Here is a 13,885-nt window from a genome sequence, read left to right as displayed (position 1 = left end):
GCTGCAGTCAGAATAGCGGCCGGCTTCCCCGTCCCGGATTTCCCTTGAAGATCGCCAGCTGGAACGTCAACTCGCTCAACGTGCGCCTGCCGCACCTGCAACAGTGGCTGGCCGCGTTCGCGCCGGACGTGGTCGGGATCCAGGAGACCAAGCTGGAAGACCACAAGTTTCCCGACACCGCGCTGGCCGAGGCCGGCTACCGCAGCGTGTTCGCCGGGCAGAAGACCTACAACGGCGTGGCGATCCTGTCGCGCCTGCCGATCGGCGACGTGCAGATCGGCGTGCCGGGCCTGGAGGACGAACAGAAGCGCGCCATCGCCGCCACCGTCGGCGACCTGCGCATCGTCAATCTGTACGTGGTCAACGGCCAGGACGTGGGCAGCGACAAGTACGCCTACAAGCTGCGCTGGCTGGAGGCGGTGCACGCCTGGCTGGCCGACGAGCTGCAGCGGCATCCGCGGCTGGTGGTGCTGGGCGACTTCAACATCGCCCCGGACGCGCGCGACGTACACGATCCGCTGGTGTGGAGCGACAACCACATCCTCACCTCCACTGCCGAGCGCGGCGCCCTGCACAAGCTGCTCGCCCTCGGCCTGCACGACGGTTTCCGCCTGCACCATGCCGATGGCGGCATCTTCAGCTGGTGGGATTATCGCCAGGCCGGCTTCCGCCGCGACCTGGGCCTGCGCATCGACCTGACCCTGGTGTCCGAGGCGCTGAAGACGCGCACCCGCGGGGCCGGCATCGACCGCGAGCCACGGACCTGGGACCGCCCCAGCGACCATGCGCCGGCCTGGGTCGAACTGGAGCCGGCGGCATGAGCGAGCGCCACCTGCGCCGCTGCGTCGACAAGGTCGGCGATACCGCGATCGCGCCGCTGCACCGGCTGAGCTGCCACTGCGGTGCGGTGCAGATCGACCTCGAGCTGCCGCACGGCATCGTCGACCCGCGCCGCTGCAACTGCTCGCTGTGCCGGCGCCGCGGCGCCATCGTCGCCTCGGTGCCGCTGGTCGCCCTGCATGTCCGCCAGGGCGAGCAGGCGCTGCGCCTGTACCAGTTCCATACCCACACCGCACAGCACTACTTCTGCGGTACCTGCGGCATCTACACGCATCATCGGCGCCGCTCCGATCCCAGCCTGTACGGCTACAACGTCGGTTGCCTGGAAGGCGTGGACCCGTATGCGCTGGCCATCGCGGTGCCGGTCGAGGACGGTGTGCGGCACCCGGCCGATCGCGCTGCGCCGTGAGCCGGGCCACAAACGCAAAAACGCCCGGCGAACCGGGCGTTTGCGCAAGCGGCAGAGGCGACGCGTCAGCGCGCGCGGCCGCGGGTGAACAGGTTGACGATCGCCAGCAGGATGATCGCGCCGATCAGCGAATACAGGAATGTCCACAGGGTGATCGCCTGGTTGATACCGCCGCCGAACAGCCAGCCGGCGATCAGCGCGCCGACGATGCCGACCACGATGTTCAGGATGATGCCCTGCTGTGCGTCACGGCGCATGATGATGCTGGCCAGCCAGCCCACGATGCCGCCGACGATCAACCAGATGATGATGCCCATGCGTCAGACTCCTCGGTTCGGCCCACACCCGGAGCGGTGGGGTGGGCGCCATTTAAGGAGCGCTGCCGTGAAGCGACCGTATAGCGCCGGGCGCACCGCGCAGCCGCCATTGCGCTTTGTGGGCGCGGCGTGAGCGTGCCGGTGCCGCCCACTCCCGCCGTTGCCGCGGAGTCGCCGGAGTGGCGCTTCGGTCCAGTAGCGGTGTGGCTGCGCCCGCATCCGCCGCGTACCTCCGGCGAGGCGCAGGCGCGGCATCTGCTGGCCGGGGAACTGGCGATGCCGGCGGCGCAGTTGCCGTTGCGCCGCGACGCCCGCGGCCGGCCCGGGCTGCACGCACCGCTGGCGCACGTGGACACCGGCTGGAGCCACAGCGGCGACTATCTGCTGGTGGCGGTCGCCGCGCATGCGCGGCTGGGCGTGGACATCGAGCGCCAGCGGCCGCGGCCGCGCCTGCTGGAACTGGCGCAGCGCTTCTTCCATCCGGACGAGGTCGCGCTGTTGGCCGCGCTGGCGGCGCCGGCGCGCGAGGCGATGTTCTTCCGCCTGTGGTGCGCCAAGGAGGCGCTGCTCAAGGCGCATGGCCACGGCATCGCCTTCGGCCTGCACCGGCTGCGCTTCGCCGAGGACGCCGGCGGCGCGCTGCGCCTGGTCTGGTGCGACCCGGGGCTGGGCGCGGCCGCGGCCTGGCACCTGCACGAATGGGAGGCCGCGCCAGGCTATCGGGCGGCCCTGGCCTGGTGCGCGGCGTCGGCCTAGCGCGGCGCGCGCTTCGGGCAGCGGCGGCACCTGCGATAATCCGCCGATGACCGATGCCTCCCTTCCCGATTCCGTCCGCGTCGCGCTCGAGCAGGGCCTGCACGCGCAAGGCCTGGACGCCGCCGCACTGGCGCCGCCGCTGCTGGCCTACCTGGCGCTGCTGACGCGCTGGAACCGCACCTACAACCTGACCGCGATCCGCGACCCGCACGAGATGGTGACCCGCCACCTGCTGGATTCGCTGGCGATGCAGCCGTTCGCCAGCGAGGGCGCACTGGCCGACCTGGGCACCGGCCCGGGGCTGCCCGGCATCCCGCTGGCGATCGCGCGGCCCCAGCTGCGGGTGACCCTGGTCGAGAGCAACGGCAAGAAGGCGCGGTTTCTGCGCGAGGCGGTGCGCCAGCTGCGCCTGGACAACGCGCGGGTGGCCGAGTCGCGCGCCGAGGCGCTGGACGAGGCCGGCGCCTACGACCTGCTGACCGCGCGCGCGCTGGATACCCTGGCCGGCATCGTCGCCGTCGGCGGCCACCTGCTGCGCCCCGGCGGGCGCCTGCTGGCCATGAAGGGCGTGCGCCCGGACGAGGAGATCGCCGCGCTGCCGCCGGGCTGGGTGGCGCCGACGGTGCACCCGCTGCAGGTCCCCGGCCTGGGCGCCGACCGCCACCTGGTGGTGGTCGAGCGCGGTTGAGCGGCGCCCGCGGCCGGCCCCGATTTCCGCCACGGGGGGCTGTGACCGCATAATGCCCGGTCCCACCCCATCGCCGACGAGGCTCCCGCATGGCCCGCATCATCGCCATCGCCAACCAGAAGGGCGGCGTCGGCAAGACCACCACGGCGGTCAATCTGGCCGCGTCGCTGGCGCGGCAGTCGCAGCGCGTGCTGCTGGTGGACCTGGACTCGCAGGGCAATGCGACCATGGGCAGCGGCATCGACAAGCGCGAGCTGGCCGCCTCCACCTGCGACGTGCTGCTCGGCGAGAGCGCCGCCGAACAGATCCGGGTGACCGCGCCGGAGGGCTTCGACCTGCTGCCGGGCAACATCGATCTCACCGCCGCCGAGATCCAGCTGATGGACCAGCCAGCGCGCGAGCAGCGGCTGAAGACCGCGCTGGCGCCGCTGCGCGAGGCCTACGACTTCATCCTGATCGACTGCCCGCCGGCGCTGTCGCTGCTGACCCTGAACGCGCTGACCGCCGCCGACTCGGTGATCGTGCCGATGCAGTGCGAGTACTACGCGCTGGAAGGGCTGACCGCGCTGCTGGAGACCATCGAGGCGCTGCGCGCCGAACTGAACCCGGCGCTGGAGATCGAAGGCGTGCTGCGCACCATGTTCGACGTGCGCAACAACCTGGCCAACGCGGTGTCGGCGGAGCTGACCAACCACTTCGGCGACAAGGTGTTCCGCACCATCGTGCCGCGCAACGTGCGCCTGGCCGAGGCGCCCAGCCATGGCCAGAGCATCGTCGGCTACGACCGCACCTCGCGTGGTGGCGTCGCCTACCTGGGACTGGCCGGCGAGATCGTGCGCCGCCGCAACGAACGCAATCGGCCGATGCCGGCCATGGAGACGTACTGATGAGTGCCAAGCCCCCCGCCCTCGGAGCGAAGAAGCGCGGCCTCGGCCGTGGCCTGGAAGCGCTGCTGGGGCCGAAGGGCGCGGCGGCGCCGGTGCCCACCGCCGAACTGCAGCCGGGCGAGAGCCTGCGCCGCCTGCCGGTCGGCCAGCTGCAGCCGGGCAAGTACCAGCCGCGCCAGGAGATGGACGAGGCCAAGCTGCAGGAGCTGGCCGAGTCGATCAAGGCGCAGGGCGTGATCCAGCCGATCGTCGCCCGCGAGCTGGCCCCGGGCAGTTTCGAGATCGTCGCCGGCGAACGCCGCTGGCGCGCCTCGCAGCTGGCCGGCCTCAGCGAGGTGCCGGTGGTGGTGCGCGAGTTGGACGACCGCACCGTCATCGCCATGGCGCTGATCGAGAACATCCAGCGCGAGGACCTCAATCCGCTGGAAGAGGCGCAGGCGCTGCAGCGGCTGATCGACGAATTCTCGCTGACCCATGCCGAGGCCGCCGAAGCGGTGGGCCGCTCGCGCGCCTCGGTGTCCAACCTGCTGCGCCTGCTGGAGCTGCCGCCGGCGATCCGTGCGCTGCTGGAAGCGCGGCGCCTGGAGATGGGCCACGCGCGCGCGCTGCTGACGCTGTCGCCGGAACTGGCCAGCCGGCTGGCCTCCGACGCCGCCGACCAGGGCTGGTCGGTGCGCGAGGTCGAGCACCGCGCGCAGCAGTTCGCCGCCGGCAAGGTGCCGAGCAACCGCAAGGCCAAGCCGGCGCGCACCGCGCCGCAGGCCGACATCGCCTCGCTGGAGACCGAGCTGTCCGAGTCGCTGGGCACCAAGGTGTCCATCGCCCACGGCCGCGGCGGCAAGGGCAAGCTGGTGATCCACTACACCGACCTGGACACGCTGGACGGCGTGCTCGAGAAACTGCGCCCGCGGCAGGCCTGAGCGCCGCCGCCCGCGTCCGCCAGGACCGCTTCCGCCATGCATCCCAGCAAGGTCGACCGCCACCATCTGCTGCGCCTGACCGACCTGCCCAACGTCGGGCCGGCCTGCGAGAAGGATCTGCGTCTGATCGGCATCCGCGTGCCCGCGCACCTGCACGGCCGCGATCCCTACGACATGTACGCGCAGCTGTGCCTGCGCACCGGCGTGGTGCACGACCACTGCGTGATCGACGTGTTCCTGTCGATCGTGCGCTTCATGCAGGGCGAGACGCCGCGCCCGTGGTGGGAATTCAGCAAGGAGCGCAAGGCGGCGCTGGCCAAGGACGCGCCGCTGACCCTGCGCTGAGGCCGCGCGCCGCGGCGCGCGCCAGCAACCGGAGCATTGCATGAGCAACGAGGACACGCAGATCAGCCCGGACGGCAGCCCGATCCTGCAGTACCGCCAAGCAGGCGCCGTCGATCCGGGCGGGGTCAACGCCGGCCTGCCCTGATCGTTGCCGTGTCGCGACGCCCGCCGTTTCTTCGCCTTTCGCTCTCCAGGATTCCGCCATGCCCACTCTCGTCACCGGCGCCGCCGGCTTCATCGGTGCCCACACCGTCCGTGCGCTGCGCGCCGCCGGGCAACTGGTGGTGGGCCTGGACAACTACAACGACTACTACGACCCGCAACTCAAGCGCGACCGCGTCGCCGCGCTGTGCCCGAACGCGGACATCCGCACCCTGGACCTGACCGACCGCGACGGCCTGGCCGCGCTGTTCGACGAGGTGCAGCCGACGCGCGTGGTGCACCTGGCCGCGCAGGCCGGGGTGCGCTATTCGCTGCAGAACCCCTACGCCTACGTCGACAGCAACCTGGTCGGCTTCGTCAACATGCTGGAGCTGTGCCGGCACCGCGGCGTGCAGCATCTGGTCTATGCGTCCAGCAGTTCGGTGTACGGCGATTCGGCGACACCGCCGTTCTCCGAGGACCAGCGCATCGACCAGCCGCGCTCGCTGTACGCGGCGACCAAGGCCGCCAACGAACTCATGGCCCATACCTATGCGCAGCTGTACGGCCTGCGCGCGACCGGGCTGCGCTTCTTCACCGTGTATGGTCCGTGGGGCCGCCCGGACATGGCGCCGCTGCTGTTCAGCCGCGCGGTGCTGGCCGGGCGCCCGATCGAGGTGTTCAACCACGGGCGCATGCGCCGCGACTTCACCTTCGTCGCCGACATCGTCGCCGGCGTGCTCGGCGCCCTCGATCACCCCTCCGGCGAGGCGGTGCCGCACCGCGTGTTCAACCTCGGCAACCATACCCCGGTGGAGCTGGAGCGTTTCATCGCGGTGATCGAGGCCGCCGCCGGGCGCAGCGCCGAAAAGGTGTACCGGCCGATGCAGCCGGGCGACATGATCGAGACGATGGCCGATACTGCGCGGGCCCACGCCGCGTTCGGCTTCGATCCGAGCACCCCGATCGAGCTCGGCCTGCCGCAGGTGGTGGACTGGTGCCGTGAGTACTTCGGCGCCGCCGCCTGACGCTTCATCCGCGGATCATCGGTCCGCGGCACAATGCCTGCCGTTTTTTCCCCACGCGCCCCCGCGCCCAGCCTTGCCGAATCCATGAGCCAGCTTTCCCTTTCCGTCGTCGTCCCGGTGTTCAACGAGCGCGACAACGTGCCGCCGCTGGTCGCCGAGATCGTCGCCGCGCTGCGCGGCACGATCGATTTCGAGATCGTCTACGTCGACGACCATTCGCGCGACGACACCCTGGCCGTGCTCGAAGGGCTGAAGGCGTCCACGCCGGAACTGCGCGTGCTGCACCACGTCAGCCAGAGCGGGCAGAGCACGGCGGTGCGCAACGGCGTCAAGGCCGCGCGCGGGCTGTGGATCGCCACCCTCGACGGCGACGGCCAGAACGACCCGGCCGACATTCCCAAGCTGCTGGCCGCGCGCCAGGCAGCCGAGCCGCTGGTCAAGCTGTTCGCCGGCTGGCGGGTGTCGCGGCAGGATTCGGGCAGCAAGCGCTGGGCGTCGAAGTGGGCCAACGCGATCCGCGCGCGCATGCTGCGCGACGACACCCCGGACACCGGCTGCGGCATCAAGCTGTTCGAGCGCGAGGCGTTCCTGGACCTGCCGTACTTCGACCACATGCACCGCTACCTGCCGGCGCTGATGCAGCGCGCCGGCTGGCAGACCCTGAGCGTGCCGGTCAATCACCGCCACCGCACCTCCGGGGTGTCCAAGTACAACAACCTCAACCGCGCCCTGGTCGGCATCCGCGATTTGCGCGGCGTGGCCTGGCTGATCGCGCGCAGCCGCCGCACCGCGGTGCAGGAGCGCTGAGATGGAGGCGCATTTCCTCAACGAACCGATCCAGGCGCTGTACTGGACCGGGCTGCACGTCACCGGCTGGAAGCTGATCGGCTACGTCGGCGCGCTGATGTTCGGCGGCCGCTGGCTGGTGCAGTTCGTCGCCTCCAAGCGCGCCGGCAAGCCGGTGATCCCGCGCCTGTTCTGGTACATGAGCGTGGTCGGCAGCCTGATGACGCTGAGCTACTTCATGTTCTCGGCCAAGCAGGACTCGGTGGGCGTGCTGCAGAACCTGTTCCCCGCCTTCACCGCCTTCTACAGCCTGTACCTGGACATCAAGCACCGCGGCTGGCGCCGCGACCGCGCCTCGCATTGAGCGCGCGGCGCGCTTGCGCGTGATCGCAGGCGGTGCGCAACACGTTCCGATCGCGACCCTGCAACTTTGGGAGGAACTTCAGCCCCGACGCATGAGCCCCCGCACTTCAGTGGTCCTGCTGTCATCGCCTCCGATGGCACCAGGTCTGTACATGTGGGAGGTCTTTCAGTTCCAACGCATGAACTTTGCACGCTTCAGCGGTCCTACCGTCAGCGCTTCCGCTGACATCAGGCCTGCACATGTGGGAGGGACTTCAGTCCCGACGCGCGATCTTCCACGTCTCGGTAGCCCCGCCCGCCGCTGCATCCAGCAGCGAGTACCGGATTTCTGACGCCACTCCCGCAGGCTTCCCCACACCTGCGTCGGTCAATCCCCGATGGTGCCGCGGAATCCGCCCTGCAACCCTGAAGTCATGGACACCCGACTTCCCATAGGCTACCGCGCACTGCGTGTAGGGCGTTGGAGCGAGACCGGACGCATCTACCTGGTCACCACCGTGACCTGGCAGCGCCAGCCCCTGTTCGAGGATTGGCGATGCGCCTGGGCGGCCGCGTCCTGCCTGGGCCGGCCCGACACCTGGGCGGGCGCGCAGCTTCTGTGCTGGGTGCTGATGCCCGATCATTGGCATGAGTTGGTCATGCTTGATTGCGGCGCTGCGCTGTCGACCGTCATGCGGGAGGCGAAGGGCCGCGCCGCGAGGGCGGCCAATCACGCGCGCGGCCGTGGCGGCGCCGTGTGGATGGAGGGGTTTCATGATCGCGCACTACGCGATGCGCGGCAGTTGCTGCCGGCCGCGCGCTACATCGTCGCCAACCCATTGCGCGCCGGTCTGGTGCGTCGGGTTGGCGACTACCCGTACTGGGATGCGGTTTGGCTGTGTTCGCCTGCTATCGCGCCGTGCGAGGCATCCAGCTCTGGTGCATATGCGGCGGCATGATGCCGTGCACACAGCTGTTGAGGATTGCGGTGGCGTGGTGGATGTTCGCACCAGCAGGCATGCGAGCGGTGCAATGGCTGCAGGCTGCTGCTAGGTGCTGTCGCAGGCGGAGCGACCGCGCGTCGGGACTGAAGTCCCTCCCACATGGGAGGCCATCCTGCGTAGCCGTAGCCGTAGCCGTAGCCGTAGCCGTAGCCAACCAGAGCCAACCAGAGCCAACCAGAGCCAGAGCTGCAGTCCTCACGGTTGTAGTGCGGCACAATCGCCGCGCTGCGCGTTTGCGTCCCCGGCCTTGTCCACACAGGACTTCCGGCCCACCCGCCAGGCAGGGCAGGGGTGCGATGATCGACGATCCGTTCCCGCCGTGTGCCGCCCATGCCGATGCTCGCCAAGACCCCGCTGGCCATTTCCCTGCTGCTCGCTCTCGCCGTGGCCGCACCCACGTTGGCCGCGCCGCCGTCGTCGGCATCGTCCAGTGCAACACCGACCACGGCCGCTGCCAGCGCCGCCGATGCGCGCTTCCAGGCCATCTACGAGAAGGAGTGGGCCTGGCGCCAGGCGCAGCTCGGCCAGGCCGACGAGGACAGCGACAGCAGCGGCGACAACCGCCGTCTGCCGGACGTCGGCGCGGCGGCCCAGGCAGCGCGCCTGAAGGTGTGGGAGGACGTGTTGCGGCAGCTGGACACGCTCGATGCGGCCCAGCTCTCGCCCGAGAACCAGGTGAACCTGGCGGTGTACCGGCCGCAGGTGGAGAACCTGGCCGCCTCGGTGCGGCTGCGCGCCTACGAGATGCCGTTCAACTCCGACAGCGCGTTCTGGTCGGACCTGGCGTTCATGGCGCGGCGCAACCTGCGCACTGCGGACGAGTACCGCGCCTACATCGCGCGGCTGGAGGACGTGCCGCGCTACTTCGCGCAGCAGACCGACAACATGCGCGCCGGCCTCAAGCGCGGCTTCAGCGTGCCGCGTGCGGTGCTCGATGGCCGCGACGGCGCCATCGCCAACGTGGCCGAGTTGAAGGATCCGACCGCGGCGGTGCTGTACACGCCGTTCAAGCAGATGCCGGCGCAGATCCCCGCCGCCGAGCAGGCGCAACTGCGCGCGCAGGCGCAGGCGGCGCTGCGCGACAAGGTGATCCCGGCCTATGCGCAGTTGCTGACGTTCTATCGCCAGGAGTACATGCCGCAGGCGCGCACCACGCTGGCCGCCGAAGCCCTGCCGGACGGCAAGGCGTTCTACCGGCAGCAGATCCGCGAGTACACCACGCTGGACATGGACCCCGAGCAGATCCACCAGCTCGGCCTGCGCGAGGTGGCGCGCATCCAGAAGGAGATGGATGCGATCATCCAGCAGGTCGGCTTCCAGGCGCCGGCCGGGCAGAAGACCTTCCCGGCGTTCCTGCAGTTCCTGCGCACCGATCCCCAGTTCTACGTGAAGACCCCGCAGGAGCTGCTCGATCGCGCCGCGTGGATCGCCAAGCGCGTGGATGGCGAGGTCGGCAAGTTCATCGGCACGCTGCCGCGCGGGCGCTTCACCATCGTGCCGGTGCCGGCGGACATCGCGCCGTTCTGGACCGCCGGGCGCGGCGGCGTCGGCACCTACTGGCTCAACACCTACGACCTGCCGTCGCGGCCGCTGTACAACCTGCCGGCGCTGACCCTGCACGAATCCTCGCCGGGCCACTCGCTGCAGGGCGCACTGGCCGAGGAGCAGGGCGCGCAGCCGGCGTTCCGCCGCGAGAACTACATCTCGGCCTACGGCGAGGGCTGGGCGCTGTACACCGAGAAGCTGGGCAAGGAGATGGGCATCTACGCCACGCCCTACGAGGACTTCGGCCGGCTCAGCTACGAGATGTGGCGCGCCTGCCGCCTGGTGATCGACACCGGCGTGCACCACAAGGGCTGGACCCGCGCGGAGGCGCAGGCCTACCTGCGCGAGCGCACCGCGCTCAGCGAGCACGAGGTCACCACCGAGGTCGACCGCTACATCTCCTGGCCGGGCCAGGCGCTGAGCTACAAGCTCGGCGAGCTGACCATCCTCGACCTGCGCGCCGAGGCCGAGCGCGAACTCGGCCCGGAGTTCGACATCAAGTCCTTCCACGACGCGGTGCTGCAGCAGGGCTCGGTGCCGCTGCCGGTGCTGCAGCAGCAGATCCGCGCCTACATCGCCGCGCGCAAGAAGAAGGCCTGATCGCCGCCGCGCAGGCCCGCGCCGCTTCCCGCGGGAAGGGCGCCGGCCTGCGCCGGATCAGCCGGCCACGCGTGGCGCGGCGATGCGTGCGGCGAACGTCGGCAGCACCAGCAAGGTGAGCGCGGTGGCGGTCAGCAGCCCGCCGATCACCACCGTCGCCAGCGGTTTCTGCACCTCCGCCCCGGCGCCGCTGGCGATGGCCATCGGCAGGAAGCCGACGATCGCCACCAGCGCGGTGGTCAGCACCGCGCGCAGGCGGCTGGCCGCGCCGTCGATCGCTGCCTGCCACGGCGCCGCGCCGGCCTGGCGGCGCTCGCCGATGGCCTGCATCAAGACCAGCCCGTTCAAGGTCGCCACGCCGGACACGGCGATCAAGCCGACCGCCGCCGAGACCGAGAACGGCATGCCGCGCAGCAGCAGGGCGAGGAGGCCGCCGACCAGCGCCAGCGGCACGCAGCCGAACACCAGCAACGCTTCGCGGACGTTGCGCAAGGCCATGAACAGCAGGCTGCCGATCAGCAGGAACACCACCGGCACCACCATCGCCAGGCGCCGTTCGGCGCGCTGCAGGTTCTCGAACTGCCCGCCCCAGCGCAGGTAGGCGCCCGGCGGCAGGGCCACCTCGGCCACCGCCGCCTGCGCCGCGGCGACGAAGCCGCCCAGGTCGCGGCCGCGCACATTGGCCTGCACCACCACGCGGCGGCTGCCGTTGTCGCGGCTGATCTGGTTCGGCCCCTCGCTGACGTCGATCCGCGCCACCGAGGACAACGGCACCACCTGCCCGGCGGGCGTGGCGACCGGCAAGGCGGCGAGCTGGTCCGGATCGTTGCGCGCGGCATCGTCCAGCCGCACCACCACGTCGAAGCGGCGGTCGCCCTCGAAGATGCGCCCGGCCGTGGCGCCGCCGATGCCGGTGCTCACCGCCTCGCTGACGTCGGCCGCGGTCAGCCCGAGCTGCGCGGCCGCCACGTGGTCGATGCGCACGTTGAGCGTCGGCAGGCCGGCGACCTGTTCCACCCGCACGTCGGCGGCGCCGGGCACCGCACGCAGCTTCAGCGCTACCTGGTCGGCGGCGGCGCGCAGACGCTGCATGTCCTCGCCGAACACCATCACCGCCAGGTCGGTGCGCACGCCGGAGATCAACTCGTTGAAGCGCAGTTCGATCGGCTGGCTGAACTCCACGCCGTTGCCCAGTTGCTGCCCGGCCAGCGCCTCCAGGCGCTCCACCAGCGCCTCCTTGTGCAGCGCCGGATCGGGCCACTGCGCGCGCGGCTTCAGCACGATCACGCTGTCGGAGATGTTGGTCGGCATCGGGTCGATCGCCGCCTCGGCGGTGCCGGTGCGCGAGAACACCGCCGCCACCTCCGGCTGCCGGGCGATGGCCGTCTCCAGCGCCAGTTGCATCGCCAGCGACTGCTCCAGCGAGGTCGACGGCACGCGCAGCGCCTGCATCGCCACGTTGCCTTCGTCCAGCGTCGGCATGAACTCGCGGCCCAGCAGCGCGAACGCGCCCACGCCCAGCACGCCCATCAGCGCCACGCCCGTGGCGACCGTGCGCGGCCGCGCGACCGCGCCGCCGATCAGCGGTTGCAGGCGCCGCCGCAGCCGGCGGAGCAGCCAGGTCTCGTGCTCGCCGGCATGGTCCTGGGGCGTGTCGGCACGCGCCGTCGGCTCGCGCACCAGCAGCGCGGCCAGCGCCGGCACGAAAGTGAAGGAGAACAGGAAGGCGCCGACCAGGGCCAGCATGAAGGTCGCCGCCATCGGCTGGAAGGTCTTGCCCTCCACGCCTTCCAGGGTGAGGATCGGCGCGAACACCAGCAGGATGATCAACTGCCCGAACGCCGCCGGCCGCGCCATCTTGCGTGCCGCCTCGGCGGCCACGCCCAGCCGCTCGGCCGCGGTGAGCGCGCGGCCCAGTGCGGCACGGCGCTGCCCCAACAGCAGCAACGTCGACTCGACCACGATCACCGCGCCGTCGACCAGGATGCCGAAGTCCAGCGCGCCCAGGCTCATCAGGTTGCCGCTGATGCCGAAGCGGTGCATGCCGATCACCGCGAACAGGAACGACAGCGGGATCACCAGGGCGGCGATCGCCGCCGCGCGCAGGTTGCCCAGCAGCAGGAACAGCACCACCACCACCAGCAGCGCGCCTTCGGTGAGGTTCCTGGCCACCGTGCGGATGGTGGCGTTGACCAGCACGCTGCGGTCCAGCACCGGCATGGCGACGATGTCCGGCGGCAGCGTGGCATTGACCTGCTGCAACCGTGCGGCCGCGGCCTGCGCCACGGTGCGGCTGTTGCCGCCGGCGAGCATCAGCGCCGTGCCCAGCACCGCCTCGTGGCCGTTGCGGCTGGCCGCGCCCAGGCGCGGCGCACGGCCGGAGGCGACCTCGGCCACGTCGGCCACGCGCACCACCACGCCGTTGCGCGTGGCCACCGGCGCCTGCGCGAGATCGTCGGCGCCCAGCGCCAGCCCGTCGGCACGCACCACCAGGCCTTCGCCGGCACGCTGCACGAAGCCGGCACCGGCCTGCACGTTGGCGCGCTGCAGCGCCGTCACCAGATCGGCCAGGCCCAGGCCGTGCGCGGCCAGCCGCGCGGTGTCCGGATGCACGGCGTATTCCTTGACGTAGCCGCCGATCGTGTCGACCCCGGCCAGGCCCGGGCTGGAGCGCATCTGCGGCGCGATGATCCAGTCCTGCACCGTGCGCAGGTAGGTGGCGCGTTCCTGCGGCGTGCGCAGCAGCTCGCCCTCCGGCGTGCGGTAGATCCCACCGGCCTGCCAGCCCGTCGTGCCCGGCCGCGCCAGCCGGGCCGGGTCGAACGCGGTGAAGTCCACCGTCCACATCAGTACCTCGCCCAGGCCGGTGGTCACCGGCGACAGCCGCGGCGTCACGCCGTCGGGCAACTCCTCGGCCGCCTCGCGCATGCGCTCGGCCACCTGCTGGCGGGCGAAGTACAGGTCGGTGGCATCGCTGAAGATCGCGGTGACCTGCGAGAAGCCGTTGCGCGACAGCGAGCGCGTGGTGACCAGGCCGGGAATGCCGGCCAGCGCCGTCTCCAGCGGATAGGTCACCTGGCGTTCGATCTGCTCGGGCGTCAGCGCCGGCGCCACCGTGTTGAGCTGCACTTGGCGGTTGGTGATGTCCGGCACCGCGTCGATCGGCAGCCGCCCCAGCTGGTACAGGCCCCAGCCGGCGATCAGCGCGGCCACGAACAGCACCAGCCAGCGCAGGCGCACCGCCGTGTCGATGATGAGGTTGAACATGGTCGCCTCC

At 71.0% G+C, this 13,885-nt stretch carries 14 protein-coding genes; 12 read left to right on the top strand and 2 right to left on the bottom strand.

Annotated elements, in window-relative coordinates:
* Positions 1-44 precede the first annotated feature (44 nt).
* Positions 45-821, top strand: a complete 777-nt coding sequence (gene xth, locus NUG21_RS20460) for an exodeoxyribonuclease III (RefSeq protein WP_263391872.1) — start codon at positions 45-47, stop codon at positions 819-821.
* The gene (locus NUG21_RS20455) at positions 818-1,249 is read left to right on the top strand and encodes a GFA family protein (RefSeq protein WP_263391871.1); all 432 of its coding nucleotides are present in this window, start codon (positions 818-820) and stop codon (positions 1,247-1,249) included. Before xth ends, NUG21_RS20455 begins: the two co-directional genes overlap by 4 nt.
* Positions 1,250-1,314: 65 nt before the next feature.
* Here the strand turns inward: NUG21_RS20455 and NUG21_RS20450 are convergent, their stop codons facing one another.
* The gene (locus tag NUG21_RS20450) at positions 1,315-1,566 is read right to left on the bottom strand and encodes a GlsB/YeaQ/YmgE family stress response membrane protein (protein ID WP_017908994.1); all 252 of its coding nucleotides are present in this window, start codon (positions 1,564-1,566) and stop codon (positions 1,315-1,317) included.
* 141 nt (positions 1,567-1,707) lie between these two features.
* Between NUG21_RS20450 and NUG21_RS20445 the strand changes: the two genes are divergently transcribed.
* From NUG21_RS20445 to NUG21_RS20400, 10 genes are all read left to right on the top strand, one after another.
* Positions 1,708-2,322, top strand: a complete 615-nt coding sequence (locus NUG21_RS20445) for a 4'-phosphopantetheinyl transferase family protein (RefSeq protein ID WP_263391870.1) — start codon at positions 1,708-1,710, stop codon at positions 2,320-2,322.
* Positions 2,323-2,368: 46 nt separating this feature from the next.
* On the top strand, positions 2,369-3,010 hold the full coding sequence (rsmG, locus tag NUG21_RS20440) for a 16S rRNA (guanine(527)-N(7))-methyltransferase RsmG (RefSeq protein ID WP_010342748.1): 642 nt from the start codon (positions 2,369-2,371) through the stop codon (positions 3,008-3,010).
* A gap of 89 nt (positions 3,011-3,099) precedes the next feature.
* Positions 3,100-3,897 (top strand): ParA family protein, encoded by a 798-nt coding sequence (locus tag NUG21_RS20435; RefSeq protein WP_160946927.1) that lies wholly within the window; start codon positions 3,100-3,102, stop codon positions 3,895-3,897.
* Entirely contained in the window at positions 3,897-4,817 is a 921-nt protein-coding gene (locus tag NUG21_RS20430) for a ParB/RepB/Spo0J family partition protein (protein WP_160946928.1), read from the top strand. The genes NUG21_RS20435 and NUG21_RS20430 overlap by 1 nt, the downstream gene beginning before the upstream one ends.
* Positions 4,818-4,853: 36 nt before the next feature.
* Positions 4,854-5,162 carry a helix-hairpin-helix domain-containing protein gene (locus NUG21_RS20425; RefSeq protein WP_019798938.1) on the top strand — a complete coding sequence of 103 codons (309 nt, stop codon included), beginning with the start codon at positions 4,854-4,856 and terminating at the stop codon, positions 5,160-5,162.
* Positions 5,163-5,365: 203 nt separating this feature from the next.
* Positions 5,366-6,331, top strand: a complete 966-nt coding sequence (locus NUG21_RS20420) for an NAD-dependent epimerase/dehydratase family protein (protein ID WP_019798939.1) — start codon at positions 5,366-5,368, stop codon at positions 6,329-6,331.
* 84 nt (positions 6,332-6,415) lie between these two features.
* Positions 6,416-7,138, top strand: a complete 723-nt coding sequence (locus NUG21_RS20415; protein ID WP_010342743.1) for a glycosyltransferase family 2 protein — start codon at positions 6,416-6,418, stop codon at positions 7,136-7,138.
* 1 nt (position 7,139) lies between these two features.
* Complete coding sequence (locus NUG21_RS20410; RefSeq protein WP_019798940.1) at positions 7,140-7,481, top strand: lipid-A-disaccharide synthase N-terminal domain-containing protein; 342 nt, start codon at positions 7,140-7,142, stop codon at positions 7,479-7,481.
* A 412-nt stretch (positions 7,482-7,893) separates the two neighbouring features.
* On the top strand, positions 7,894-8,418 hold the full coding sequence (locus tag NUG21_RS20405) for an REP-associated tyrosine transposase (RefSeq protein ID WP_019798250.1): 525 nt from the start codon (positions 7,894-7,896) through the stop codon (positions 8,416-8,418).
* Positions 8,419-8,793: 375 nt separating this feature from the next.
* A complete protein-coding gene (locus tag NUG21_RS20400; RefSeq protein WP_263391869.1) occupies positions 8,794-10,608 on the top strand; it encodes a DUF885 domain-containing protein in 1,815 nt (604 codons plus the stop codon).
* Positions 10,609-10,665: 57 nt separating this feature from the next.
* Here the strand turns inward: NUG21_RS20400 and NUG21_RS20395 are convergent, their stop codons facing one another.
* The gene (locus NUG21_RS20395) at positions 10,666-13,875 is read right to left on the bottom strand and encodes an efflux RND transporter permease subunit (RefSeq protein ID WP_263391868.1); all 3,210 of its coding nucleotides are present in this window, start codon (positions 13,873-13,875) and stop codon (positions 10,666-10,668) included.
* Positions 13,876-13,885: the final 10 nt, after the last annotated feature.

The organism is Xanthomonas sp. CFBP 8445 (assembly GCF_025666235.1).
GTDB lineage: Bacteria > Pseudomonadota > Gammaproteobacteria > Xanthomonadales > Xanthomonadaceae > Xanthomonas_A > Xanthomonas_A indica.
This window is presented reverse-complemented; position numbering and strand designations above follow the sequence as displayed.

Coding starts and splice junctions, on each gene's coding strand:
- NUG21_RS20455 (WP_263391871.1), top strand. CDS start 818: ATGAGCGAGCGCCACCTGCGCCGCTGCGTCGACAAGGTCGGCGATACC.
- NUG21_RS20450 (WP_017908994.1), bottom strand. CDS start 1,566: ATGGGCATCATCATCTGGTTGATCGTCGGCGGCATCGTGGGCTGGCTG.
- rsmG (WP_010342748.1), top strand. CDS start 2,369: ATGACCGATGCCTCCCTTCCCGATTCCGTCCGCGTCGCGCTCGAGCAG.
- NUG21_RS20435 (WP_160946927.1), top strand. CDS start 3,100: ATGGCCCGCATCATCGCCATCGCCAACCAGAAGGGCGGCGTCGGCAAG.
- NUG21_RS20430 (WP_160946928.1), top strand. CDS start 3,897: ATGAGTGCCAAGCCCCCCGCCCTCGGAGCGAAGAAGCGCGGCCTCGGC.
- NUG21_RS20425 (WP_019798938.1), top strand. CDS start 4,854: ATGCATCCCAGCAAGGTCGACCGCCACCATCTGCTGCGCCTGACCGAC.
- NUG21_RS20420 (WP_019798939.1), top strand. CDS start 5,366: ATGCCCACTCTCGTCACCGGCGCCGCCGGCTTCATCGGTGCCCACACC.
- NUG21_RS20415 (WP_010342743.1), top strand. CDS start 6,416: ATGAGCCAGCTTTCCCTTTCCGTCGTCGTCCCGGTGTTCAACGAGCGC.
- NUG21_RS20410 (WP_019798940.1), top strand. CDS start 7,140: ATGGAGGCGCATTTCCTCAACGAACCGATCCAGGCGCTGTACTGGACC.
- NUG21_RS20405 (WP_019798250.1), top strand. CDS start 7,894: ATGGACACCCGACTTCCCATAGGCTACCGCGCACTGCGTGTAGGGCGT.
- NUG21_RS20400 (WP_263391869.1), top strand. CDS start 8,794: ATGCCGATGCTCGCCAAGACCCCGCTGGCCATTTCCCTGCTGCTCGCT.
- NUG21_RS20395 (WP_263391868.1), bottom strand. CDS start 13,875: ATGTTCAACCTCATCATCGACACGGCGGTGCGCCTGCGCTGGCTGGTG.